22 protein-coding genes are annotated in these 20882 nt (G+C 68.2%); 7 read left to right on the top strand and 15 right to left on the bottom strand.

Translation table 11 applies throughout. From position 1 onward, the window contains the following. Positions 1 to 361 precede the first annotated feature (361 nt). A complete protein-coding gene (locus JHL17_RS26015; RefSeq protein ID WP_200197593.1) occupies positions 362 to 1657 on the top strand; it encodes an MFS transporter in 1296 nt (431 codons plus the stop codon). 84 nt (positions 1658 to 1741) lie between these two features. Here the strand turns inward: JHL17_RS26015 and hflX are convergent, their stop codons facing one another. The 8 genes from hflX to JHL17_RS25970 all read right to left on the bottom strand — a co-directional run bounded on the left by hflX (position 1742) and on the right by JHL17_RS25970 (position 9486). Further along, the gene (gene hflX / locus JHL17_RS26010; protein ID WP_200197592.1) at positions 1742 to 3100 is read right to left on the bottom strand and encodes a GTPase HflX; all 1359 of its coding nucleotides are present in this window, start codon (positions 3098 to 3100) and stop codon (positions 1742 to 1744) included. 442 nt (positions 3101 to 3542) lie between these two features. Next, positions 3543 to 4679 (bottom strand): hypothetical protein, encoded by a 1137-nt coding sequence (locus JHL17_RS26005; protein ID WP_200197591.1) that lies wholly within the window; start codon positions 4677 to 4679, stop codon positions 3543 to 3545. Between the two features lie 40 nt (positions 4680 to 4719). Then, a complete protein-coding gene (locus JHL17_RS26000) occupies positions 4720 to 5511 on the bottom strand; it encodes a DUF1217 domain-containing protein (protein ID WP_200197590.1) in 792 nt (263 codons plus the stop codon). Next, positions 5508 to 5885, bottom strand: a complete 378-nt coding sequence (locus tag JHL17_RS25995; RefSeq protein ID WP_200197589.1) for a flagellar protein FlaG — start codon at positions 5883 to 5885, stop codon at positions 5508 to 5510. The genes JHL17_RS26000 and JHL17_RS25995 overlap by 4 nt, the downstream gene beginning before the upstream one ends. 4 nt (positions 5886 to 5889) lie before the next feature. Then, positions 5890 to 6357 (bottom strand): flagellar biosynthesis repressor FlbT, encoded by a 468-nt coding sequence (locus tag JHL17_RS25990; RefSeq protein ID WP_247893830.1) that lies wholly within the window; start codon positions 6355 to 6357, stop codon positions 5890 to 5892. Continuing rightward, complete coding sequence (locus JHL17_RS25985; RefSeq protein WP_200197588.1) at positions 6347 to 6751, bottom strand: flagellar biosynthesis regulator FlaF; 405 nt, start codon at positions 6749 to 6751, stop codon at positions 6347 to 6349. The genes JHL17_RS25990 and JHL17_RS25985 overlap by 11 nt, the downstream gene beginning before the upstream one ends. Positions 6752 to 6955: 204 nt before the next feature. Beyond that, positions 6956 to 8482, bottom strand: coding sequence for a flagellin N-terminal helical domain-containing protein (locus JHL17_RS37305; protein ID WP_247893829.1), 1527 nt, complete (start codon positions 8480 to 8482; stop codon positions 6956 to 6958). A gap of 191 nt (positions 8483 to 8673) precedes the next feature. Continuing rightward, a complete protein-coding gene (locus tag JHL17_RS25970; protein ID WP_200197587.1) occupies positions 8674 to 9486 on the bottom strand; it encodes a winged helix-turn-helix domain-containing protein in 813 nt (270 codons plus the stop codon). Positions 9487 to 9952: 466 nt separating this feature from the next. Here JHL17_RS25970 and JHL17_RS25965 point away from each other — a divergent pair, with 466 nt between their 5' ends. Next, the gene (locus JHL17_RS25965) at positions 9953 to 10318 is read left to right on the top strand and encodes a hypothetical protein (protein ID WP_247893828.1); all 366 of its coding nucleotides are present in this window, start codon (positions 9953 to 9955) and stop codon (positions 10316 to 10318) included. An 11-nt stretch (positions 10319 to 10329) separates the two neighbouring features. Here the strand turns inward: JHL17_RS25965 and JHL17_RS25960 are convergent, their stop codons facing one another. From JHL17_RS25960 to fliF, 7 genes are all read right to left on the bottom strand, one after another. Further along, positions 10330 to 11037, bottom strand: a complete 708-nt coding sequence (locus JHL17_RS25960) for a hypothetical protein (protein WP_200197585.1) — start codon at positions 11035 to 11037, stop codon at positions 10330 to 10332. A gap of 30 nt (positions 11038 to 11067) precedes the next feature. Continuing rightward, entirely contained in the window at positions 11068 to 12096 is a 1029-nt protein-coding gene (locus tag JHL17_RS25955; protein WP_200197584.1) for a flagellar motor switch protein FliG, read from the bottom strand. A gap of 9 nt (positions 12097 to 12105) precedes the next feature. Further along, positions 12106 to 12423 (bottom strand): hypothetical protein, encoded by a 318-nt coding sequence (locus JHL17_RS25950; protein ID WP_247893827.1) that lies wholly within the window; start codon positions 12421 to 12423, stop codon positions 12106 to 12108. Positions 12424 to 12427: 4 nt separating this feature from the next. After that, positions 12428 to 13213: a flagellar type III secretion system pore protein FliP gene (gene fliP / locus JHL17_RS25945; RefSeq protein ID WP_200197582.1), complete on the bottom strand. Its 786-nt coding sequence runs from the start codon at positions 13211 to 13213 to the stop codon at positions 12428 to 12430. Between the two features lie 155 nt (positions 13214 to 13368). Next, a complete protein-coding gene (fliN, locus tag JHL17_RS25940) occupies positions 13369 to 13695 on the bottom strand; it encodes a flagellar motor switch protein FliN (RefSeq protein WP_200197581.1) in 327 nt (108 codons plus the stop codon). Positions 13696 to 13717: 22 nt separating this feature from the next. After that, positions 13718 to 14395: a FliH/SctL family protein gene (locus JHL17_RS25935; RefSeq protein WP_200197580.1), complete on the bottom strand. Its 678-nt coding sequence runs from the start codon at positions 14393 to 14395 to the stop codon at positions 13718 to 13720. Further along, positions 14395 to 16128: a flagellar basal-body MS-ring/collar protein FliF gene (gene fliF / locus JHL17_RS25930; RefSeq protein ID WP_345773881.1), complete on the bottom strand. Its 1734-nt coding sequence runs from the start codon at positions 16126 to 16128 to the stop codon at positions 14395 to 14397. The genes JHL17_RS25935 and fliF overlap by 1 nt, the downstream gene beginning before the upstream one ends. A 217-nt stretch (positions 16129 to 16345) precedes the next feature. On the opposite strand from fliF, the gene JHL17_RS25925 reads away from it, so the two are divergent. The 5 genes from JHL17_RS25925 to JHL17_RS25905 are packed head-to-tail and all read left to right on the top strand — an operon-like array spanning position 16346 to position 20875. Beyond that, complete coding sequence (locus JHL17_RS25925; RefSeq protein WP_211113558.1) at positions 16346 to 16897, top strand: flagellar basal body-associated FliL family protein; 552 nt, start codon at positions 16346 to 16348, stop codon at positions 16895 to 16897. Positions 16898 to 16916: 19 nt separating this feature from the next. Further along, positions 16917 to 18092, top strand: a complete 1176-nt coding sequence (gene fliM / locus JHL17_RS25920) for a flagellar motor switch protein FliM (RefSeq protein ID WP_200197578.1) — start codon at positions 16917 to 16919, stop codon at positions 18090 to 18092. Continuing rightward, the gene (locus JHL17_RS25915) at positions 18073 to 18735 is read left to right on the top strand and encodes a DUF6468 domain-containing protein (RefSeq protein WP_200197577.1); all 663 of its coding nucleotides are present in this window, start codon (positions 18073 to 18075) and stop codon (positions 18733 to 18735) included. The genes fliM and JHL17_RS25915 overlap by 20 nt, the downstream gene beginning before the upstream one ends. After that, entirely contained in the window at positions 18732 to 19469 is a 738-nt protein-coding gene (locus tag JHL17_RS25910) for a MotE family protein (RefSeq protein ID WP_200197576.1), read from the top strand. The genes JHL17_RS25915 and JHL17_RS25910 overlap by 4 nt, the downstream gene beginning before the upstream one ends. A gap of 5 nt (positions 19470 to 19474) precedes the next feature. Beyond that, the gene (locus JHL17_RS25905) at positions 19475 to 20875 is read left to right on the top strand and encodes a flagellar hook-length control protein FliK (RefSeq protein WP_200197575.1); all 1401 of its coding nucleotides are present in this window, start codon (positions 19475 to 19477) and stop codon (positions 20873 to 20875) included. Positions 20876 to 20882: the final 7 nt, after the last annotated feature.

Here is a 20882-nt window from a genome sequence, read left to right as displayed (position 1 = left end):
GCCCTGTTCTTTCCCGATAATATGCATAGCGTCCGCAACGCAAGTGGTTTCGTCTTTTTACGTTAAAGATCATATATGGCTCTCGAATGGCCGTATGAATGCTTGGCCGCTGCAGTCCATCGTCGTAAATACGCAGAAATCCGTTGCCTCGTCTCCTCCGTCATGTTTATTGTCGATAAAAGTCACGATGGAGGGGCCGGCCACCGACGGAAGCCGCGCCGGGACCAACCTTGTCCCTTCGCTCGCATGACCGGAACCCGTGTCGACGCCCCAGGCCGATGGTCACCACCGGCATGGACCGGCTTCGTACGCCCGTTGACGATCAGCAAAAAACATCTCGGCAAAGGAGTGGGAGGACGATATGCGGAAAATCGGTAACGTCAGGTGGTGGATCATCGGTCTGGTGACCCTGGGCACCATCATTAATTATATCGACCGTAATGCCCTGGGTGTCTTGGCGCCGCAACTCAAAGAAGTTCTGAATTTCACCACCCAGGAATATTCCTATATCGTCGCCGCCTTCCAGATCGCCTACACGATCATGCAGCCGGTTTGCGGGTACTTGACCGACGTGATCGGGCTGAAATTCGGCTATGCGCTGTTCGCGCTGCTGTGGGGAACCGCCGCGGCGCTGCACGCCTTCGCCGGCGGCTGGGTTTCCATGGCGGTCTTCCGCGCCATGCTGGGCTTCAGCGAAGCCGCCGCGATCCCATCGGGCGTGAAGGCGTCGACCCTGTGGTTTCCGGCCAAGGAACGCTCCATCGCCACGGGCTGGTTCAACACCGGAACCTCGATCGGCGCCATGATCGCGACGCCGCTGGTGATCTGGCTGTCGGTGACGTGGAGCTGGCAGGCGTCCTTCATCGTCACCGGCCTTCTCGGCGTCGCCATGGCGGGGATCTGGCTTGTTCTTTACGACAATCCGGACAAGCACCCGCGACTGAGCAAGGAAGAGTACGAGTATATCCAGGCGGGCCAGGAGCCGTCGACCGGAGACGCCCGCCCGGCCCTGCGGGACATCCTCTCCCGCCGCAAGTTCTGGGGCATCGCGCTTGCCCGCTTCCTGTCGGAACCGGCTTGGCAGACCTTCAGCTTCTGGATTCCGATGTACATGGTCACCGTGCGCGGCATGGACATCAAGCAGTTCGCGCTGTTCGGCTGGCTGCCTTTCCTGGCGGCGGACGTCGGCGGGGTGCTGGGCGGCTACCTGTCGCCCTACCTCACCCGAACCTTCAGGATGTCGCTGATCAACTCGCGGATCGCCGGCGTCGGCATCGGCGCGGTCTGCATGATCGGCCCGGGCCTCATCAGCTTCGCGAGCGACCCGCTCACCGCGATCCTGCTCTTCTCGCTGGGTTCCTTCGCCCACCAGATGCTGTCCGGCCTGCTGTACGCCATCGTGACCGACGCCTTCGAGAAGAACGAGGTCGCGACGATCACCGGCCTGGGCGGCATGTTCGGTTGGACCGGCGGGCTGCTGTTCTCGCTGGTCATCGGCCAGCTTGCCAACACCATCGGCTACGAACCGCTGTTCGCCTGCCTCACCGTCTTCGATCTGCTGGCCTTCTTCATCACGCTGGCAGTGTTCCGCCAGAGCCGCAAGCCGGACAGCCCGGACACCGCCTCCAAGCCCCGTGTTGCGATCCCCGGCGAGTGAGCGTTCCGACGATTCCCGCGCCCCGAATAAAAAAGGGGCCGCCGTTTCCGGCAGCCCCGTCTTTTCAGGTTTTGAAAGCCGCGATCAGGCCGCGGCTCGCTCCTGCCCGGCACGGGCCCCGGGAGGAGCCATGCGGGCCAGCGTCGCCGGCTTGATCGCCACCCGCAAATGGGCGTGGCTGTCGTCGTCGCTGCGGCCGACCACCTCGCCATGGGCGTAGAGCCAGGCGAGCGTCGCGCCGTCGCCATGCTCGACATCCAGCTCCACCAGTTCGCGGCCGGCGGTCATCCGGTCGTCGAGGATGCGGAACAGCCTGTCCAGACGTTCGCCGGTCGCGGCGGACAGCGCGCAGGCGTTGCCGGACCGTTCGGCGCGGGCGAGCACGGCGTCGAGCTCCGCCCCGTCCAGAAGGTCGATCTTGTTGGAAACCTCGACCACGCGCGGGTCGCGCTCCGGATCGATGCCGAGATCGGCCAGGATCGCCTCCACGTCGGCCTTCTGGGCCTCGGTGTCGGGGTGGGCGATGTCGCGGACATGCAGGATGATGTCGGCCGCCTGCACCTCCTCCAGCGTGGCGCGGAAGGCCGCGACCAGATGGGTGGGCAGGTCGGAGATGAAACCGACCGTGTCGGACAGGATCACCTTGCGCCCGGACGGCAGCACCACCTGACGCATGGTCGGGTCGAGCGTCGCGAACAGCAGGTCCCTGGCGAAGACGTCGGCGCCGGCCATCCGGTTGAACAGGGTCGACTTGCCGGCGTTGGTGTAGCCGACCAGCGCCACCACCGGGTAGGGCACCTTGGCGCGCGCCTTGCGGTGCAGGCCGCGGGTGCGGCGGACGTCGTCCAGCTCCCGCTTGATCTTGACGATGCGGTTGCCGATCAGGCGGCGGTCGAGCTCGAGCTGCGATTCACCGGGGCCGCCGAGGAAGCCGAAGCCGCCGCGCTGGCGTTCCAAGTGGGTCCAGGACCGCACCAGCCGTGACTTCTGGTAGGTCAGCGACGCCAGTTCGACCTGGAGCTGGCCTTCATGGGTACGGGCGCGGGCCCCGAAGATCTCCAGGATCAGGCCGGTGCGGTCGATGACCTTGGCTCGCAAGGCCTTCTCCAGATTGCGCTGCTGCACCGGGGTCAGCGCATGGTCGACGACGACGAGGTCGATGGCCTCGCCCGCCTCGCGCGCGTCCTCGATCAGCGTGGCATGCTGCTCGATGGCGCCGCCGCCCAGCAGGGTGGCCGGGCGCGGCTGGTTGACCTTGACGACGGCGGCCTGCACCACGTCGAGGTCGATCGCCGCCGCGAGGCCGACCGCCTCCTCCAGCGAGGCTTCCGGGCTGCGGCCGGTTTCGCCGCCGCGCAGGACCGGGTGGAGGACGAGGGCGCGGCCCAGGCTGGACGGCGGGGTACGGGTGGCTTCGGACTCGGTGTTCAGATGGGTACCCATGGGGTTCCTTATGGCGGCCCGGCGCCGGATGCGCGGGGGCATGCGTCGACTACCGATCCGATGGATCGGCTTCTCGAATGCCGGCATTCGACGCTGCCGGCGTGCGCGCATCGCTCGCGGATGCAAAGCTCGGAACTTGGGGAAAGGGGGTCCTCTCCGGCTCCACCGGCGGCGCCACGACACGGGGGAGGGTCGCGGCGGCCTGCGCGTCACGAAGCCGGAGAGGAGAGCGTTGGCGATCCCGAGGCAGGTCGCCAAACCAGGGAACTTAGATCAAGGGAAGATCACCGAAGTTGCCGCGCCGGCCGTGAAGGGGGCCTCGTCACGCGGTGTCGCATTGGGAGCGCGGCGTCTCCGCCGACACTCGGATAGATGTGGGTTTCGACTTTCAAAACAAGGGCGGGGGACCGATTTTTGCGGGGTGAGTTCCCCCTCGCCCCGCTCACAGGCCCATGTTGTTCCGCGACGCCTGCTCGATGGTCTTGATGTGGGCCAGCCCCGGCAGGATTTCCGAGCGGATGAACTCCAGCCGGCGCACCGGGCCGCCGCCGCGGGCGAAGCGGTGCTTCCACAAATTCATCTTCACCGCCAGCCCGCACAGCACGCCGCCGATGGTCAGGTGATGGGTGACGATCAGGTCGCGGATGCTGCGGAAGCTCTGCGGGTTGATGTCGCGCCAGAAGTCGCGGGAGCGGTTGTCGAAGCTCTCGAACCGGCCGGTGATGGAGGTCGAGATGTCGGTCAGGTCGCGGCCGATCTCGTCCAGCATGCGGGCCTGACGGATGTCGCGGCGCACGTCGCTGACCTGGAACAGCTCCGCCATCCAGCCGAGGAAGCCCTGCACGTCGGGCACGATGTCGTCCAGGCAGCGCTTGAAATAGGCCAGCGACAGGAAGATGTCGGCATACTCTTCCAGGAAGGCCGGGATCTCCCCAAGCGGAATATCGAGCCGGTCGGCGGTCAGTTGCAGCCGGCGCCGCGCCTCCTCGACGTCGGGCTGGGCGAACAGGCGGACAAGATCGTCCATGCTGGCGATGTCCGCGCCCCGCACGCCATAGACATGCTCGACCAGCGGCCGGGTGAAGACGCGCATGTAGCTGGTCAGTTCCGCCCGCTTGCCCGCGGAGAGGCGCAGGGCGTCGCTTTCCTCGACGTCGATGTTCAGGCGGCGCAGTTCCAGCCGCAGGCTGTAGACATCGAAGCTGGCGGACTCGCCGATCCGCAGGATCTTGCGCAGGTCGCGGCGGAATCCCGGACCGCCGGCGTCGAAGCATTTCGGCAGCTGGTCGATGCCGATCTGGCCGCTGCCGGTCTGGCTGTCGTTGAACAGCTCCGCCACCGTCTCCAGCCGGACGTTCTTGATCAGCCGCGCCCGGCGCAGCCCGGGCGTTTCCAGCGGCAGGATCGACAGGGGCAGGATGTGCAGCGCGTCGCGCCCGTCCTCCTCCGCCGATGGCGGGGGGTGCAGACGGACCGCGGCGCCGCCGGTGGTGGCCGGCGGGCGGATACGGTCGCGGCCCCTCCGGTCCTGTGACTCGCAGGACCTGCGGTCCTGTGGGGTATCGGCTGGCGGCTGCACGGCTGGACTCCTCCCGCCTGGGTTGAGTCCCGCAGCCCGGTCAGAAGCGCGGGAACTTCATCAGCGTCATGGTGATGGACGGATCGATGGAGATGACCGAGGCCCGGCCGCTGCGGGAAATCGGTCCGATCGACGGCATGGCGGCGGTGCCGGTCGAACCGCCGTTCCGCATGTCGTACATCGCGGCGAAGCGGTCGAGGAACTTGGCGACCTTCGCCGGGCTCTTCAGGTCGGCGATGTCCATCCGCTTTTCCAGCAGCGCCTTCTGCTTGTCGACATCGAGCAGCGCCGTCTGATCGGGCAGGCCCAGCGCGGTGTAGACCACCTTGCGCAGGGCGTTGTCGGCCATCACCTGATACCAGTTGGTGACGTTCGCCGACCGCCGCTGGAAATAGAGGCCGAGCCGCACCGCCGGGTTCCGGTCCTCCGACTCGACCTCCAGCGTCACGTCGACGTAGCGGTCGACGATGGCCTGGACGACGGCCGGCTGTTTCAGGTTGTCACCGTCATTCTCGGCAAAGCCCAGGATGGTCGCCATCTCGCGGAACTTGCTGTCGCTCATCCGGTTGGCGGTGGAGGACTGGTCGCTGACCCCCTCCTCCAGCACCTTGCGGATCAGGCCGCGCGACTTGGCCTGACTGCCGAGGTCGAAGGCCTCCAGGACGAAGCGGTAGAGCTTGTCGTCCTTCATGAAGTCTTCGGTGCTGGTGATCTTGCCGATATTGTCCTGGAAATAGGCGATGGCGCGTTGCACCGCCGGGCGGCTGCGCACCGCCTGCTCGTAGCGGTCGTGGTTCTTGCTGACCATGCGCAGGTCGACGAGCGTCGTCATGCCTCGACCTCCCCGGCCTTTCCCTCGCCCTTCCGCGGGATGGCGGGATCCTCGTCTGCCGCATCGGTTTCGGCGCCGTAGCCGGCGGGAATGCGCATGATGACCTCCCCCGTCGCGGTGTCGAGCACCTCGGTGTAGAGCCGCCGGGTGTCGGGATCGAGATTGACGCGGTAGGGCCGGGTGGCGTGCTTCGCCTCCGCCTCGGCGGGGTCGGCCTTCGCGGCGCGCTCCACCACCTCGGCCGGCTTGGTCGTCTCGGCCTGGGCGGCGCGGAGGCGGTCGGCCTGACGCTGGCGCGCTTCGGCGATGATGTCGGCGCTGGCGGTCGAGCGCTCGCCGGAGGGGCCGCTCACGCCGGTGACGGGGGTGGGCATGGCGTCAACCTCCCGATTGATGGCCCGATTGATGGCCGATGCCGCCCGCCTGAATGGAGGGCGTGGGCGTCGGCGCGGACGGAGGCGCCGACAGCAGCGTGCCCTCATACTCCATGACCGGACGCAGGGCGGACAGCGCCTTGTAATAGTCGCGCTCGCCGACATGGCCCATGGCGCGGGCGATGCGGTCCTGGATGTCGGGGCGGGCGAAGGCGGTGTAGAGCTGCGCCATCATCGCCGCCACCGCGCCGCTGCCGCTGGCGGCGACCTCGGGATCGAGCAGCATGCTCTGGATCAGGAAATAGGCGCGGCGCACCGGAGTCACCGCGTCCTCCTCCTGAAGGATGTCGCTGCCGCGGATGATCTGGGCGAAGTTGGAGATCGTCAGGGTGTAGCGGCGGTTCTCGTTCTGCACGACGCAGCCGTTGATGACCACCCGCTCGCACGGCTTCAGGCGCAGCTTAAGTGCCATAGGACAGATCCTCCGCCGCCGGTTCGCGCGCGGGCTGCGCCGCGGAAGCCGCCCCTTGCAGGCCCTGCATCACCGAGCGGTTGATGTGGAGCAGCAGGTCGATGCCGCCCTCGCCGCGCAGGACCCGCTGGGTGTTGCGGTTCACCGCGAAGGACAGCGAGATGAGGCCGGCACGCAAGCCCTCCGGCAGGGCGTTGCCGTCCTCCAGCAGGTCGGCGCGCAGGGCGTTCCACAGCTCCAGGTTCCGCCACAGCGCATCCTTCAGCGCGGCGGAGCGCCAGTCGGCGTGACGGTTGGCCTCCAGCGCCAGGGTGATCCTCAGGAAGACCCGGTACTCGATCTTTCGCGGATCGTCGCATTCGGCGATGGTCTGGTGATAGGCGGCGATGCTCATGGGCGCACCCCTGCGATGGGGTCCTTGGCGGCGGACTGCCGGACCGGTTGCGGTGGGTTTAGCGACGGAGGCGTGGCTGGCGACCGTCGGCGATGCCCGCTCCGCACCGATGCGGACGGCATGAACGGGCATAGCCGACGGGGCGGCATCATCGTCCAGGGGGTCGGCCCCGAAATTCGGACGATGATGCCGCCCATCAGGGGCTTAGCGGAACAGCGACAGGATGTTCTGCGGACCCTGGTTGGCAATCGACAGAGCCTGGATGGCGAGCTGCTGCTGGACCTGGAGGGCCTGCAAGCGGCTCGATTCCTCGTTCATGTCGGCGTCGACCAGGGCGCCGATGCCCTTGTTCATCGCATCGGTCAGCTTCGACACGAAATCATTCTGAACCGACACGCGGCTTTCGATCGATCCGATGACCGTGGACTTGGCAATGGCCTTATCGAGAAGGGAGTTGATGACCTCCAGCGACTTCGATGAGTTGTTGACCACGTCGATCTGGGTCAGATCGGCAAGGCCACCAAACGCATCGCTCTCCTTGCTGGTCACCCAGAGGTTAGAGACTTGAGAGGTGAAGCTTGCGGTGTCGGTGTAGCCCGCGCCGACCGTCATGTACATCGTGCCGACTTTTCCGACGGTGGCGTCGGCGCCGGTTCCGGTGCCGACGTTGGTACCGTCGCCGAAGCTCACCGTCGGACCCAGCGCCGTGGTCTTCGCGTCGATGGTGGCCGCTGCGTAGGCCGGCGTGGTCTGCGACGCCAACACGGTGTCGGTCTGGCCGGCGTCGTTCTCGACCGGGGCCACACCGAGAATAGCGGTCTTGGCGGCCGCCAGATCCGTGGCGTCGGTGATCGACGCGGTCAGCTTGGCGTCGATCGCCTTGTAGACGGCGTCCGCGATCGCGTAGTTGATGCGATCCGCGATGCGCTTCTCGGTGTTCGCGCGATCGGTATCGAACACGATGTTCGACAGATCAACCTTGACGCTGACGTTGGTCGGCGCGATCTCGACGTTGGGACCGTTGACGTTCGTCGTCGTGATGACCTTTTCGGTCGTGAAGGAGAAGCTCACTTCCCCGAGGCCGAGATTCTGGCCGTCGATGAAGGTCTCGCCGGCCTCGCCGACGTTGAAGCCGACCGACGCCTTGACGTCCTTGACCGAGTTGATCTGCTGTTCGATCGTCGCCTTGCCGACGATCGATTCCACGCGCATGTCCTGGCGCTGGAACTCGATATAGCTCGGGTCGACCGTGCTGTCGCTGCGGCTGAGCGAGGCAAGGATCGAGACGTCCTTGTCCTTGGCCGTGCCGTCGTTGGAATAGCTGACGCGCAGCAGGTTGTCGCCGTTGAAGGAGGCGTCGGCGGCGGCGCCCTTGATCAGCTTCACCAGCTGGTCGACGTCGTTCTGGATCAGCGACTTGTCGACGCCGTTGGTCTGGCCGGCGATGACGCGGGCCTTCAGCGTCTGCAGGTTCTCGACGATGTTCTTGGAGGCCACCGACGCGGTGTTGGTGGTGCCCGACCCCAGTTCCAGCGATTCCTTCACCGCCTTGAAGCCGGCGACGTCGGCCTTCATGGTGGTGGCGATCGACCAGTAGGCGGCGTTGTCCTTGGCGTTGTTGACCTTCAGGCCGGTCGAGATGCGGTCCTGCGTGGTCTCCAGATCCCCGGTCACGCGACGCAGGGTCTGCAGCGCGGTCATGGCGGAGGTGTTCGTCATAATCGAGGCCATGGGTATCTCCATTCGCGAGATGCATGGCGCCTTTCTGACGCCGGGGCCATTCACGCCGGCCATCCCGATCTTCAATGCGGGGGCGCGAGCGGCAAAATCGAGGATGACCGAGCCGGTTTAAGCCGGGGTAAAAAATCGGAGGCGTTCAGAAGGAGCGGCGGGAGGGACGGACTGCTGCAACGGGACGAGGTTCAGCGCCCGACGGCGCGGGCGGCGGCGCGGGGGACCACCGGCGGGATGAAGGGCACACGGGGGCCGCCCAGCCCGCCGGCGTTCGACCAGCGGTCGAGCATCAGCTGGGCGCGGTCGGGGGCGACATGGTCGGGCGGCGCCTCGAACTTGTAGCCGCGGCCATAGACCGTCTCGATGTAGCGGCCGCCGCCGGTCGCCGTGTCGATCTTCTTGCGCAGCTTGCAGATATAGACGTCGATCACCTTGTCGAGCGGGTCTGAGCCGGACAGGCCGTAGACCTCCTCGTAGATGTGTTCCTTCGACACCACGCGGCGGTGGTTGAGGGCCAGCACCGACAGGATCGCATGTTCCCGCTGGCTGAGGCGCAGGCGCTCGCCGTCCACCTCCGGGTCACGGCCGTCGAGGAAGACGGTCAGGCGGCCGACCGTCACCGCGTTGCTGGTCAGCCCGTAGGAGCGGCGGCGGATCGCCTCCAGCCGGGCGCGGATCTCGGTGCTGACGACCGGCTTGACCAGCACGTCGTCGGCCCCGGCCCGCAGGATGCCGGCGGTAGTGTTGGCGCAGCGGCGCTCGATCAGGCAGATGATCGCGGCGGTCACGTTGCGGGCGCGGAGCATGGCGACGCAGGCTTCAGTATCGCCGACATCGCCGATGACGATCGCGTCGTGCGCGATGTCGACGGAGCCATGCCCGCCCACCAGATCGCGCAGACCATTCAGGTCGAGGCGGTCATGGTTAACCTTGCACAGGGCGAGTTGTTTACCGATGGCTTCGGCAATCAGATCGGCTGGCTCAATCAGCAAAGCCTGCATTGGATTCTCCATTGTCGAGCAAGCGCAGATAAAGCATCGATTTTTACGCAATTGCGTCCATGTCACATGCTTATCACAGCCCTAAAAGAACCTATCGAAAGGTGATGTGTCAACAGATTGGGGTAACCGGATAGACATAGACTCATACACCGTTTTACGTGGTTTTAATGGTTCCGATCGACTAAAGACTGGATAAATTTTTATTCATGTGGGGTTTTACTTGGAAATTCTCGCCGTTTTTCGAATGATCGTCACAAGCAATCATTAATTCGTTCACCATTTATGGTTAACGGTAGTGAAGAGATGGAAAACCTGCGCTTACAAACATGAACGCTGGTTTAACCCTGATGTCCTACGGTCGCCGGGCATCCGCGTTTGAGGAGGTTCCATGTCCGGAACGAAGGCGTCCGTCTTTCCAGCGACCGCAGCCGCTGCTTGCCTGCTCGTCCTGCAAGGTTGTGCGCAAATGTCGCAGGCGCCCGACAGCGATTACCGCCAAGCCCTTGAAAAAGCGCTGACAGCCGGCCAATGCGACGGCGGCGCGGTGCAGGACATGTGGTCGGCCTATGGGCGGTGGTATGCGGTCGCCTCCTCCATCGCCGGCCATCCGAAGACCGACGAGGCGGTGGCGCTGCTGCGCCAGGGCGACCAGTTCCGGCTGCTGAATTGCCCGGAAGTTGCGCGCGCGTCCTACCGGACGCTGATCGGCCGCTTCCCGGAGGACGGCTTCGCGCCGTTGCGCGAGACGGCCCGGGCCTCGCTGCGGTCGCTGCCGCCGCCGCTTCCCAAGCCGGGCCAGCCGACTCCGGTCAGGCCGCCTGCGGAGATTTGAAGGGATACCGCTTACAACGCCACATCGGACGACATCGGCTGGTCCAGACCCAGCCAGGCGTCGGCCAGCGGGCCGACGGTCAGCGCACCCTCGATCCGGCAGTCGGACAGGGCGGCGCGGAAGCTTTCATGCAGGTCGGCCAGGGCGGACGACGGCAATCCCATCGCCAGACGCAGCGTCACGTCCAGCCGGCGGCCGGCCAGCGTCGCCATCAGCTGCACCGGCCCCAGCCGTTGCGGCCGGGCCTGAAGCACCAGGGTGACGCGGTCGGACAGGCCGTCCTCGATCCCGACGGCACAGAGCAGTCCGTTGTCGCTGTCCAGCAGCGGCACGCGCGACAGCCGCCACAGCCGCCCGTCGACCGGCTGGAAGCGCGCTGTCAGCGCCCGGTCGCACTCCTCGATCAGCAACCCGCCGTCGAGATCGGCCAGCCTCGCCGCCGCGTCCGTGCCGAGCCAGCCGCGGCAGCCGCCGGCCGTCGCCGCCAGGAACAGGGCCAATCCGGCGCCGAAGGTCGAATCGCAGCGCGGCAGGCAGCCGCGCGCCAGCGCCGCGTCGACCGGGGATAGCGAATCCAGCAGGTCGAGCAGCCGCCTTACCAGCGGTCCCGCCTCGTCGTCGGCCATCGACCGCGTCGACGGCGGGGCCGTTGCGGCGAAATGCGCCGCCAGAAGGTCCGGCGGCGGCACATGCCGGGGGACGAGGTCGTGCCCGGCCATTCAGGGGAGTCCCATGCAGCGACGCTCCGCTCAATAGACCACGGTGTCGGCGTCGTCGGACTGCGGGATGATGATGGTGCCGTCCTCCGCCATCGCCTTGGCGACGCGCACGATCTCCGCCTGGGCCTCGTTGACGTCGCGCATGCGCAAGGGCCCCATGTTCTCGATCTCGTCGAGCAGGATCAGGCGGGCGCGCTCCGACAGGACCGACAGGAAATGGTCGCGCTGGGGCGCCGGCGCGCCCTTCAGCGCGATGGCGAGCTGGCCGGTGTCGCAGCGGCGGATCACCGACTGCAACGACACGCGGTCCAGCCGCATCAGGTCCTCGAAGGTGAACATCAGCTGCTTGATGCGCTGGGTCGGTTCCGGCATCACCATTTCCAGATCGTCGAAGATCTCGGTCAGGGTCTCGCGGTCGATGCGGTTGAAGATGTCCGCCATCCGCTCCAGCGAATCGTTGCCGTGGGTGCGGGCGTAATTCGCCATGAACTCGTTGTGCAGGATCGATTCGATGTCGAGCAGCACCTCGCGCTGCACCGATTCGATCTGGATCATGCGTTCGATCACCTCGGTGCGGACGGCGGGCGGCAGCAGCACCAGCACCTTGGCGGCATGGTCGGCCCGCATCTTGGACAGGATGACCGCGGCGGTCTGGGGATATTCGCCGGCCAGGTAGCTGGCGAGCACCCCCTCGTTCACGTTGGACATCTTCTCCCACATGGTGCGGCCGGCCGGGCCGCGGATCTCGCCCATGATCTCGGTCACGCGGTCGGACGGCAGGAAGCGGTTCAGCATCCGCTCCGTGCTGTCGTAGGAGCCGATGACCGATCCGGCATTGGCGAAGCGCTCGGTGAAGATGCGCATCAGCGTCTCCACCAGATTGGAGGTGACGTTGCCCAGCGTCGCCATCGCGCGGCTGACGAGGCGGATCTCGTCTTCGTCCAGCCGTTCCATCAGCCGCGAGCCGCGCTCCTCGCCCAGCGCCAGGAAGATGACCGCGCTCTTCTCCACGCCGGTCAGGCTCTTGTAATTCTCACGAATCTTGATCGGCGTTCCCATGACGGCACCTCAGAAGGAGTAATCGGCGGAGGACGCGGAGGACGGGGCGGGATTGGCACCGTCGATGCCGTCGGCCGGCGGCAGGGCCAGCGCCCGGTCGTGGCGGAAGGCGACCGCCATCACCGCGCCGGCCACCAGCAGCAGCGGATGCGGGATCAGCGGGTTGGGGTCGAGGGCGGCGAGCAGCCCGGCGACGGAGCCGTCCTCCGGCACCGCCGCCCCGCGGCGGCGGGCCAGCGCCAGCAGACTGTCGGCCAGGCTGGCGCCGGGGCTGGCAAGGGAGTCGGCGGCGGGGCCGGTGGCAGGGCTGTCAGGGCTGTCGTCCATCGCCTCACACCCCATAGGAGCGGATCAGGCTGCCGGCGATCAGGAACCAGCCGTCGGTCAGCACGAAGAAGATGATCTTGAAGGGCAGCGCGATCATCACCGGCGGCAGCATCATCATGCCCATCGCCATCAGGATCGCCGCCACCACCATGTCGATGACCAGGAAGGGCAGGAACAGCAGGAAGCCGATCTCGAAGGCGCGGCGCAGCTCCGACAGCAGGAAGGCCGGCATCAGCAGCCGCAGGTCGACACTCTCCGCCGTCACCGGCCGCTCGTCCTTTTCCAGGGGCTTCGCAGCCCCGTCCTCGCCGGCCGCTTTCGGCTTGGCGGTGAAGGCGGCGAAGGCGGCCAGATCGCGGTCGCGGACATGCGAGGCCATGAAGCCGCGGAACGGCTCGATCATCCGTTCCAGCCCCTGCTCCTGCGTCACCTGCTCGTTCAGCAGCGGGCGCAGCCCGTCCTGCCACGCGCTGTCGATCACCGGTCCCATGATGTGGAAGGTCAGGAACATGGCGAGGCTGACCAGCACCATGTTCGGCGGCGACTGCTGGAGGCCGAGGGCCGAGCGCAGCAGCGACAGCACGACGATGATGCGGGTGAAGCAGGTGACCATGATCAGCAGGCCGGGCGCGACGCTGAGCACCGTCAGCAGCACGATGCCCTGGACGATGCGTCCCGACAGGCTGGCCCCGTCCGCCAGCGATCCCAGCGTACCGAGATTGAGGTCGAGCGGCGCCGCGGCGGCCGGGCCAGCGGCGAGGAGGAGGGCCAGGAGGATCAGGAAGCGCATGGGGGGCTTTCGGGGGGTGCAGGGGTGTCGGCTTCGGATGCCCCCACCCCGACCCTCCCCCGCTGGGCAGGGGAGGGAGACAGGAGCTTTGTCGGCGTTCAGCGGCAGTCCCTCCCCCGCCCAGCGGGGGAGGTTAGGTGGGGGGGTAACGTCCCTCAATCGATCTCCAATTCCGTGCGCACGATCTCGGTCAGCGTCACGCCCAGGCGCTGGTCCTCGACGATCACCACCTCGCCACGCGCGACCAGACGGTGGTTGACCAGCACCTCGACCGGTTCGTCCACCTTGCGCTCCAGCTCCAGCACGGCGCCGCGGCCGAGCTTCAGCAGCTGCGCCACCAGCATGCTGGTCCGGCCGAGCACGACCTGGACGTCCACCGGCACGTTGTAGATGGCGTTCATCGGGCCGTCGTAAGCCTTGTCGACCGACTTTTCGGCTTGCTTGGGATCGTCGTCGAGCATGTCGAGGTTCAAGGGAGGCATGAGGGTTCTCGCTTCGGATCGTTTAAGTCATGTCGGGCGACAGCGCCGGCGCCAGGACGGCGACGGCACGGTCGGTGAGGTCGGCGACGGCGGCCTCGAAGGCGGCGGGATCGCGGCGGACGGAGCCGGCGCCCCAGCTCGCCTCCAGGGCGCCGACGGCCAGCGCCGGATCGCCCTGGATGTCGAGGCGGCCGTGGAAGACGCCCTGCCCGGCCAGCCGCTCTTCCAGCGGGCGGCAGAGCGAGGGGTGCAGGCGCAGGGTCAGGGCGGGGGCCTGCCCGGCGGCGCGCAGGGCGTCGGCGGCCAAGCGCTCCACCTCGGCGCGGCCGACCTGGTCGAGCAGGCGCGGCGCCATCCGGCGCACCAGCGCCAGCAGCACGAAGGCGCCCTCGGCCTCCAGCCGCTCCATCAGGGCGGCATGGCCGGCGTCGAGCACCGCCATCCGCTGCGCCAGACGGTCGAGGGTGGCGGACAGCTCCGCCTCGATCCGGCGGGCGGCGGACGCTTCACCCTCGCGCCGGCCCTGGGCGAGGCCTTCGGCCAGCGCGGCCTCCCGTGCCTCTGCCAGCGCCGCCCGATGCGCGCGCTCGGACAGGCTTGGCAAATCGAGCGGGTCGACGGCCTCGCCCGCTTCCGGCTCCGCCACCGCGGCGGGCGCGCCGAACCCCTGGTCGAAGCGGTAGCGCGGATAGGCGGCCATCACGCCACCTCCTCATAGAGCCAGGAGCGCAGGATATCGATGGCCTCGTCCGGATACTGGTCGACCAGCTCGCCCAGCCGGCGGATGGAGGAGGCGCGGACGCGGCCCTCCACCGTGCGCAGCTCGATCAGCTGGTCCATCGTCTCCTCGATGCCGAGCTGCGGCGCCATCGGCGCGGCGGCCAATCCACCTGCAAGGCCGGCGGCGTCCCCCTCCCCGCCATCGGCCAGCGCCGCACCGGCAGCGGCGGCGGTCGCGGGACCGGTCAGCTGCGGCATGGCGCCGCCGGCCGGGGCGGCCAGCGCCGGGGCGGGAGCTTCCGCCACCACCGGTTCCGGCGCCGGGAAGACGCGGCGGATCAGCGGACGCAGGCCGACGAGGATGACCAGGGCCGACAGCACCAGCAGGATCACCCACTGGATCAGCGTCATGACGTTGCGGGTCAGCGTCTCGGCGATCTCGTCGCCCAGCGGGCGCGGCGCGAGGTCGGGCGCCAGGTCGACGAATTCCAGATTGTCCACCGTCACCCGGTCGCCGCGCGCCTCGCTGAAGCCCATGGCGGAGCGGACCAGCTCGCCCAGGCGCTGAAGCTCCTCCGCCGCGCGCGGCTCGTACTGGCGGGTGCCGTCGGCGGCGGTCTTCCAGGTGCCGTTGACCAGCACGGCGACGCTGAGGCGGCGGACGTCGCCCGGCTCGATCACCGTTTCGCGGCTGACGTTGGAAATCTCGTAATTGACCGTCTCCTCCTGCCGCTTGCTGTCGTTGGAGGATTGCGGCCCCTGCGACTGGGCGCGCACGTCGCGCTGCGGCAGGTTCTGTTCGGCGGTGACTGGCGGCTCGCCGTTGCTGTCCTGGCTGCGGTCCTGCTCCTGCACGGTCTGGGTGGAGCGGACGACCTGGCTGTTGGGGTCGAAGGTCTGGCTGCGCACCACCTCGCGCTTGGTCTCCACCTCGGCGGCGACCTGGACGCGGACGTTGCCGGCGCCGAGCCGAGCGGTCAGCATCTGCTCCACCGCGCGGGCGACACGGGTTTCCGCTGCGACGCGCAGGCCATCGGTGCGGGCAGAGGCCAGCCCCGGCCCGTCATCCTCGGTCAGCAGCAGCTCGCCGGAGGAATCCATCACCGTCACGGCGCTGGGCTTCAGGTTCGGCACGGCGGCGGAGACGAGGTGGCGGATCGACAGCGCCTGCTTGCGGTCCATCGAGCCGCGGCCGCGCATGCGCACCACCACCGAGGCGGTGGGCTTCGGCGCACTGCGCGAGAACTCCTCGCGCTCGGGCAGGACGATGTGGACGCGGGCGGCCTCGACGCCGGACAGCGTCTCGATGGTGCGGCCCAGTTCCCCTTCCATGGCGCGCAGGCGGTTGATGCGCTGCATGAAGCTGGTGATGCCGAGCGGCTTGTCGGTGTCGAACAGCTCGTAGCCGACGCCGCCATGGGCGGGCAGTCCCTTTTCCGCCAGCGCCATGCGGACGCGGGAGACGTCGGCCTGCGGCACGCTGATCGTCGTGCCGTCGAAGCCGGCATTCACCGGCACGCCCATCTCCTGCACCGCCTTGGCGATGCGCCCGGCCTCCGCCGGTTCCAGGCCGCTGTAGAGGGCGGTCATGTGCGGCTGGGACAGCAGGACCGCCATGCCGGCGACGGCCAGGACGATGCCGAGCCCGGTCCCCGCCAGCACGAGCAGCCGACCGCGCCCCAACGACCGCAACGTGTCGATCAGACTGTCCACGGTTCCCCGCACCTTTAAAGTTTCTGAAAATCGGCGGGCCTAGTCTTCGCCCTGCGCACCCCGTCACGCTAACGGCGCGACTTTTAAGCGGAGTAAAAAACGGGAGGGTAGAGAACGGGGACCAAGGAATGGAATTGGCGCCCCGGATAAAGCCTCTAAAACTTTACCGATTTCTCGATTTACTAAAATTTTCGGCAATGGCTGGCGGGATGGAGCGATGATTACACGGTTCGGCATGGCGAGAACGGCGGCGGGGACAGCGGCACGGGACGACGTCCTGAACCGGCTGCGCGGATCGGGGCGGATCCTGGTGATCGCCCTGCCGGTGGCCCGGCTCTTGGCCGGCATCGCGGCGCTGGGCGCGGTGGCGGCGGCCGGGCTCGGTGGCTATTGGCTGGCGGCGGGCACCCAGGCGGTGGAGCAGCTGTGGACCCGGTCGGCGGAGATCACGCCGGCCGACGCCGTGGTCGACCTGCCGGAACTGGTGGTCAACCTGCGCCGCGACACGCCGTCCCGTTTCCTGAAGATCGGACTGTCCCTGACCGTCGCCGGCCGGGACCGCCAGAGGCTGGAGCAGGCGATGCCGCAGCTGACCGACAGCCTGCAGGAATTCCTGCGCAACCTGGACCAGGACGACCTCGACGGGTCGGCCGGGCTGCACCGCCTGCGCAGCGAGATCAAGCGCCGCTTCAACCTGATCCTGTCCGACCCCGCCGGCCGGCGCGACGTCGTCACCGACGTCCTGCTGCGCAGCCTGCTCACGCAATAGCGATCTCCAGAGGCACCGGATGACCGACACCCCCGCCCCGCCCGCCCCATCCACGCTCGTTGCCGCTCCCGCCGGAGAGGAGGATGCGGACTGGTCCGACGCCGCGTGGGAACTGGCCGCGGCCCAGCAGACCGCCGCGCTTCCCCCTCCTCCGGCCGCCCCGGCGGCGGAGGCCGAGGCGATGCGGCAGGCGCTGGCCGGCCTGACCGGCGAGACGAAGACGCTGAGCCAGGAGGAGATCGACCGGCTGCTGAATTTCGGTGCGCCGGAAGGCGGCGGGCCGGAATTGAGCGCCATCCAGCGGCTGGTCAGCTCGACCACGGTCAACAAGGACCGGCTGCCGATGCTGGACGTGGTGTTCGACCGCATGGTGCGGATGCTGAACACCTCGCTGCGCCAGTTCGCCTCGACCAACGTCGAAGCCTCGCTGTCGAAGATCGAGTGGCTGCGCTACACCGATTTCCAGGATGCCATCGAGCTGCCGGCCCTGATCGGCGTCGCCCGCGCCGAGCCGTGGGACAACCAGATGCTGGTGACGATCGACAGCGCGCTGATCTACTGCATGATGGACGTGCTGCTGGGCGGACGGCGGTCGCGGCCGGGGCGGATCGACGGGCGGGCCTACACCTCCATCGAACGCAAGATGACCGAGCGGATGATGAAGGTGGTGCTCCAGGATCTGGGGCAGTCCTTCGACCCGCTGGCCCAGGTCGATTTCGTCTTCGACCGGCTGGAGGTGAACCCGCAGTTCGCCACCATCACGCGCGCCACCAACGCCATCATCCGCGTGCGCATCGCCGTGGAGGTGGAGCGCCGCACCGGCCACATCGACATCGTCATCCCCTACGCCACGCTGGAGCCGGTCCGCGGCAAGCTGGTGCAGATGTTCATGGGCGAGAAGTTCGGCCATGACACGGTGTGGGAAAGCCACCTGAAGAACGAGCTGATGCGCTCCAAGCTGGAGCTGGTCGCCGTTCTGGCGGAGACCAAGGTGCCGCTGGGCGAGGTGCTGGCCTGGCAGAAGGGCCAGTCGCTGAAGCTGCGCATCAGTCCCGACTCCACCGTCCTGGTCTTCAGCAAGACCATTCCGCTGTTCGCCGGCCACATGGGACAGCGCAACGACAACATCGCGGTGAAGATCGACACCGATCTCGACACCAAGCAGGAGCTGATCGATGGTCTCCTTTCTCATTGACGCGGCCCTGGCGGTGATGCTGGTCACGGCGACCGCCTATCTGGTCATCGTCAACAAGCGGCTGAAGCTGCTGCGCACCGGCCAGTCCGAGATCAACGCCCTGGTGTCGACCTTCTCCAAGTCGATCGACGACACCGACGCCTCGATGAAGCGCATGGTGGCGTCGGCGACGGAGATCGCCGGCCGCCTGTCCGACGAGCTGGACCGCGCCAAGGGCATGAAGGAGGACATGGCGCTGATCCTGGGCTCCTGCGAGCGCACCACCGCCCGCATGGAGGACTCGGTCCAGCATGCCCGCGCCCTGCTGCGCCGCCTGGACGAGGGCGCGATGGGGAGCGTGGCGCGCGCCGCCCGCAATCAGGCGCGACCGGACGAGAGCGAAGCCGCCGCGAGCGTGGCGAAACCGGCCGAGGTAGCCGTGGAGGCTGCGCCGTCCTCGCCGCTGCTCTCGGCGCTGAAGGCGGCGGAGGTGGACAAAGGCGAGTTCCAGGCGCTCGAAACGGCTCTGCGCGCGGTGAGCGGCCAGATGCCGGCCGGCCGGCCGGTGGAGGCGGCCTCCCCGCTTTCCGCCAGCCCGGCGAAGGCTGCGGCCAGCGCCTTCTATGCGCGGCTGCGCACCGTCGGGCCGGAGGCGTCGGCATGATCCCGCGCATCCTGCCCATCACTTTGGTCGCCGTGCTGATGGTGCTGCCGCTGAAGCTCGGCGCCCTGGTCGACGGCTTCCCGGTCATCGCCCAGCAGTTCGACCGCGAGTTCGGCGCCCATGAGCGGCCCTGGGCAACCGATCTGAAGGCGAACGACGGCAAAGCCACGGCAGAGACGGCACCCGCACCGGCAGCGGTTCCGCTGCCGGTGTCCACCCCCGTTGCCGAGGTTCCACCGCCGGTGGCGCTGGCTCCGCCCAACTGCACCGATCCGTTGCTGCGCGCCGCCATCGACGAACAGAAGGCCGACAGCTCCGGCCGGCAGAACCGCCTGCGCGAGGCCGAAGCGGTGCTCACCGCGACCGAGGCGCGGGTCGGCACCCAGATCCAGCGGCTGAACGGGGTGAAACGCGAGGTCGAGGCGCTGATGAGCCAGCGCTCCACCCTGGCGCAGGAGGATTTGAAGCGGATGGTGGCGATCTACGAGGCGATGAAGCCGCGCGACGCCGCCCGCATCCTGACCGACATGGAAACCGACATCGTCGTCGACGTGCTCGACCGCATCGCCGAGCGGCGCGCGGCGCCGATCCTCGCCGAGATGGCCGACGCCAAGGCGCGCGAGGTGACGCGGCTGATCCTGCAACGCCGCGCCCTGCCCGGCGACCGCAAGGCCGCTCCGGCGGTCGTCGGGGCCGCAGTCCCCGCCATGCCGCGCCCCACCCTGACCAATTGAGTGCCATGACCAGCATGCCCGATGCCGTCGCGGCCCCGTCGCGCCCACCCCAGACCCAGCGCGGCGGTTCGTCCGGCGACGATGCGCACGACGAGGACTTCGCCAGTCTGGTGGAGGATGCCGCGGAGGAGGAACCCGACGAGGCTGCCCGCCCCGACCGCTTGCGCAAACGCTGGGACCCGAAGCCGGACGATCCCGTCGCCGCGCAGGGCGCGATCGTCCAGGCCGTGGTGCAAGCGGTGGCGCAGGCCGGTGGGACCGACGCCCCGCTGATGCCGTGGATGGCGGGCACAACGCCGCCGCCGGCAGCGACGCGCACCGTTTCCCCCGCGATGGTATCCGCATCGGTCGGGTCCGCCACGACGGAGGGGGCTGCCGCTCCCGAAGCCGGGCAGCCCGGTGGCAAGATGCCCGCCGGGCAGGCTGCCGCAACCGCACCGGCCACCGCTCCGCAGTCGAAGACGGAGACGAAGACGAAGACGGAGACGGAGACGTCGGTACCCAATGGACCGATGATGCAGGCGGAACAGGCACAGGCGGCACCTGGCGATGCGGCGGCACAGGGCGGCGCCGAGCAGGCGGCCGAGGTTCCTGTGACGCTCCAGGCCGTACAAACCGCCCTGCCGGCCGCGACATCCGCGACGCCGGGCGCGACCGTGGAAACGCCGCCCTCCCCGGACGGGCGTGAGAGCCGGCGCGACGAAGGCACCGATCCCCGCATCGCCATTCGCGGCACACGCGGCACCGGCCGCCAGGGTGCCGCTGCCGGCAAGGCCGAGCAGCCGGCCACTGCGTCCGCGACGCCCCACCATGGCCAGTCGTCGCCCGACGCCGCTCCCGCCCCCGCCGGCCGGGATGCCGCCCTTCCCTTCGTCGCTCCGCCGGCCACGGGCGGCGAGGCAGCGGCCACCGGGTTCGAGGCGGTGCCAACCCTGCCGGCCCAGGCGGCGACGCATTATGCCGCCGCTGCGGCGTCCGGCCGGGCAGCCACCGCGCACAGTCCGGCGATGGCGCAGCTGGCCGCCCCGCTGGTCCGCGTGGCCGAATCCGGCGGCGGCGAGTTCCACATCGACCTCGCCCCGGCGGAGCTTGGCCGCATCCGCGTCGTCGCCGAGGTCAGCGACGGCAAGGTCTCGCTGACCGTCCAGGCCGAACAGGCCGACACGCTGGCCCTGTTGCGGCGCGACCTGACGCAGCTCGAACGCGCGCTCGGCGATGCCGGCCTGTCGCTCGACAGCTCCAGCCTTCAGTTCTCGTTGCAGGGCGACGGCCAGTCGCGCGGCTTCGCCGCTCCCGACCGGGGCGGCAACTCCGGCGGCTGGCGCGTACCGGCCGAGGCCGTTCCCGAACCCGTCGCGGACCGACCGCTGCGCCCGATCGACGGGCTGGTCGACGTCACCGTCTGAACAGGAA

Source organism: Azospirillum endophyticum, assembly GCF_016595245.1.
Taxonomy (GTDB): domain Bacteria; phylum Pseudomonadota; class Alphaproteobacteria; order Azospirillales; family Azospirillaceae; genus Azospirillum; species Azospirillum endophyticum.
The sequence above is the reverse complement of the archived record's forward strand: the minus strand, read 5'-3'. Positions and strand labels throughout refer to the sequence as shown.

What these genes read in the sequence shown, in the direction of transcription:
- JHL17_RS25915 (WP_200197577.1), top strand. Translation starts at nt 18,073, where the DNA reads ATGGTCTCCTTTCTCATTGACGCGGCCCTGGCGGTGATGCTGGTCACG.
- fliM (WP_200197578.1), top strand. Translation starts at nt 16,917, where the DNA reads ATGACCGACACCCCCGCCCCGCCCGCCCCATCCACGCTCGTTGCCGCT.
- JHL17_RS25905 (WP_200197575.1), top strand. Translation starts at nt 19,475, where the DNA reads ATGACCAGCATGCCCGATGCCGTCGCGGCCCCGTCGCGCCCACCCCAG.
- JHL17_RS25965 (WP_247893828.1), top strand. Translation starts at nt 9,953, where the DNA reads ATGTCGCAGGCGCCCGACAGCGATTACCGCCAAGCCCTTGAAAAAGCG.
- JHL17_RS37305 (WP_247893829.1), bottom strand. Translation starts at nt 8,482, where the DNA reads ATGGCCTCGATTATGACGAACACCTCCGCCATGACCGCGCTGCAGACC.
- JHL17_RS26000 (WP_200197590.1), bottom strand. Translation starts at nt 5,511, where the DNA reads ATGACGACGCTCGTCGACCTGCGCATGGTCAGCAAGAACCACGACCGC.
- JHL17_RS25990 (WP_247893830.1), bottom strand. Translation starts at nt 6,357, where the DNA reads ATGGCACTTAAGCTGCGCCTGAAGCCGTGCGAGCGGGTGGTCATCAAC.
- fliP (WP_200197582.1), bottom strand. Translation starts at nt 13,213, where the DNA reads ATGCGCTTCCTGATCCTCCTGGCCCTCCTCCTCGCCGCTGGCCCGGCC.
- fliN (WP_200197581.1), bottom strand. Translation starts at nt 13,695, where the DNA reads ATGCCTCCCTTGAACCTCGACATGCTCGACGACGATCCCAAGCAAGCC.
- JHL17_RS25935 (WP_200197580.1), bottom strand. Translation starts at nt 14,395, where the DNA reads ATGGCCGCCTATCCGCGCTACCGCTTCGACCAGGGGTTCGGCGCGCCC.
- JHL17_RS25970 (WP_200197587.1), bottom strand. Translation starts at nt 9,486, where the DNA reads ATGCAGGCTTTGCTGATTGAGCCAGCCGATCTGATTGCCGAAGCCATC.
- JHL17_RS25925 (WP_211113558.1), top strand. Translation starts at nt 16,346, where the DNA reads ATGATTACACGGTTCGGCATGGCGAGAACGGCGGCGGGGACAGCGGCA.
- JHL17_RS25985 (WP_200197588.1), bottom strand. Translation starts at nt 6,751, where the DNA reads ATGAGCATCGCCGCCTATCACCAGACCATCGCCGAATGCGACGATCCG.
- JHL17_RS25910 (WP_200197576.1), top strand. Translation starts at nt 18,732, where the DNA reads ATGATCCCGCGCATCCTGCCCATCACTTTGGTCGCCGTGCTGATGGTG.
- hflX (WP_200197592.1), bottom strand. Translation starts at nt 3,100, where the DNA reads ATGGGTACCCATCTGAACACCGAGTCCGAAGCCACCCGTACCCCGCCG.
- JHL17_RS25955 (WP_200197584.1), bottom strand. Translation starts at nt 12,096, where the DNA reads ATGGGAACGCCGATCAAGATTCGTGAGAATTACAAGAGCCTGACCGGC.
- JHL17_RS25950 (WP_247893827.1), bottom strand. Translation starts at nt 12,423, where the DNA reads ATGGACGACAGCCCTGACAGCCCTGCCACCGGCCCCGCCGCCGACTCC.
- JHL17_RS25960 (WP_200197585.1), bottom strand. Translation starts at nt 11,037, where the DNA reads ATGGCCGGGCACGACCTCGTCCCCCGGCATGTGCCGCCGCCGGACCTT.
- JHL17_RS26015 (WP_200197593.1), top strand. Translation starts at nt 362, where the DNA reads ATGCGGAAAATCGGTAACGTCAGGTGGTGGATCATCGGTCTGGTGACC.
- JHL17_RS25995 (WP_200197589.1), bottom strand. Translation starts at nt 5,885, where the DNA reads ATGCCCACCCCCGTCACCGGCGTGAGCGGCCCCTCCGGCGAGCGCTCG.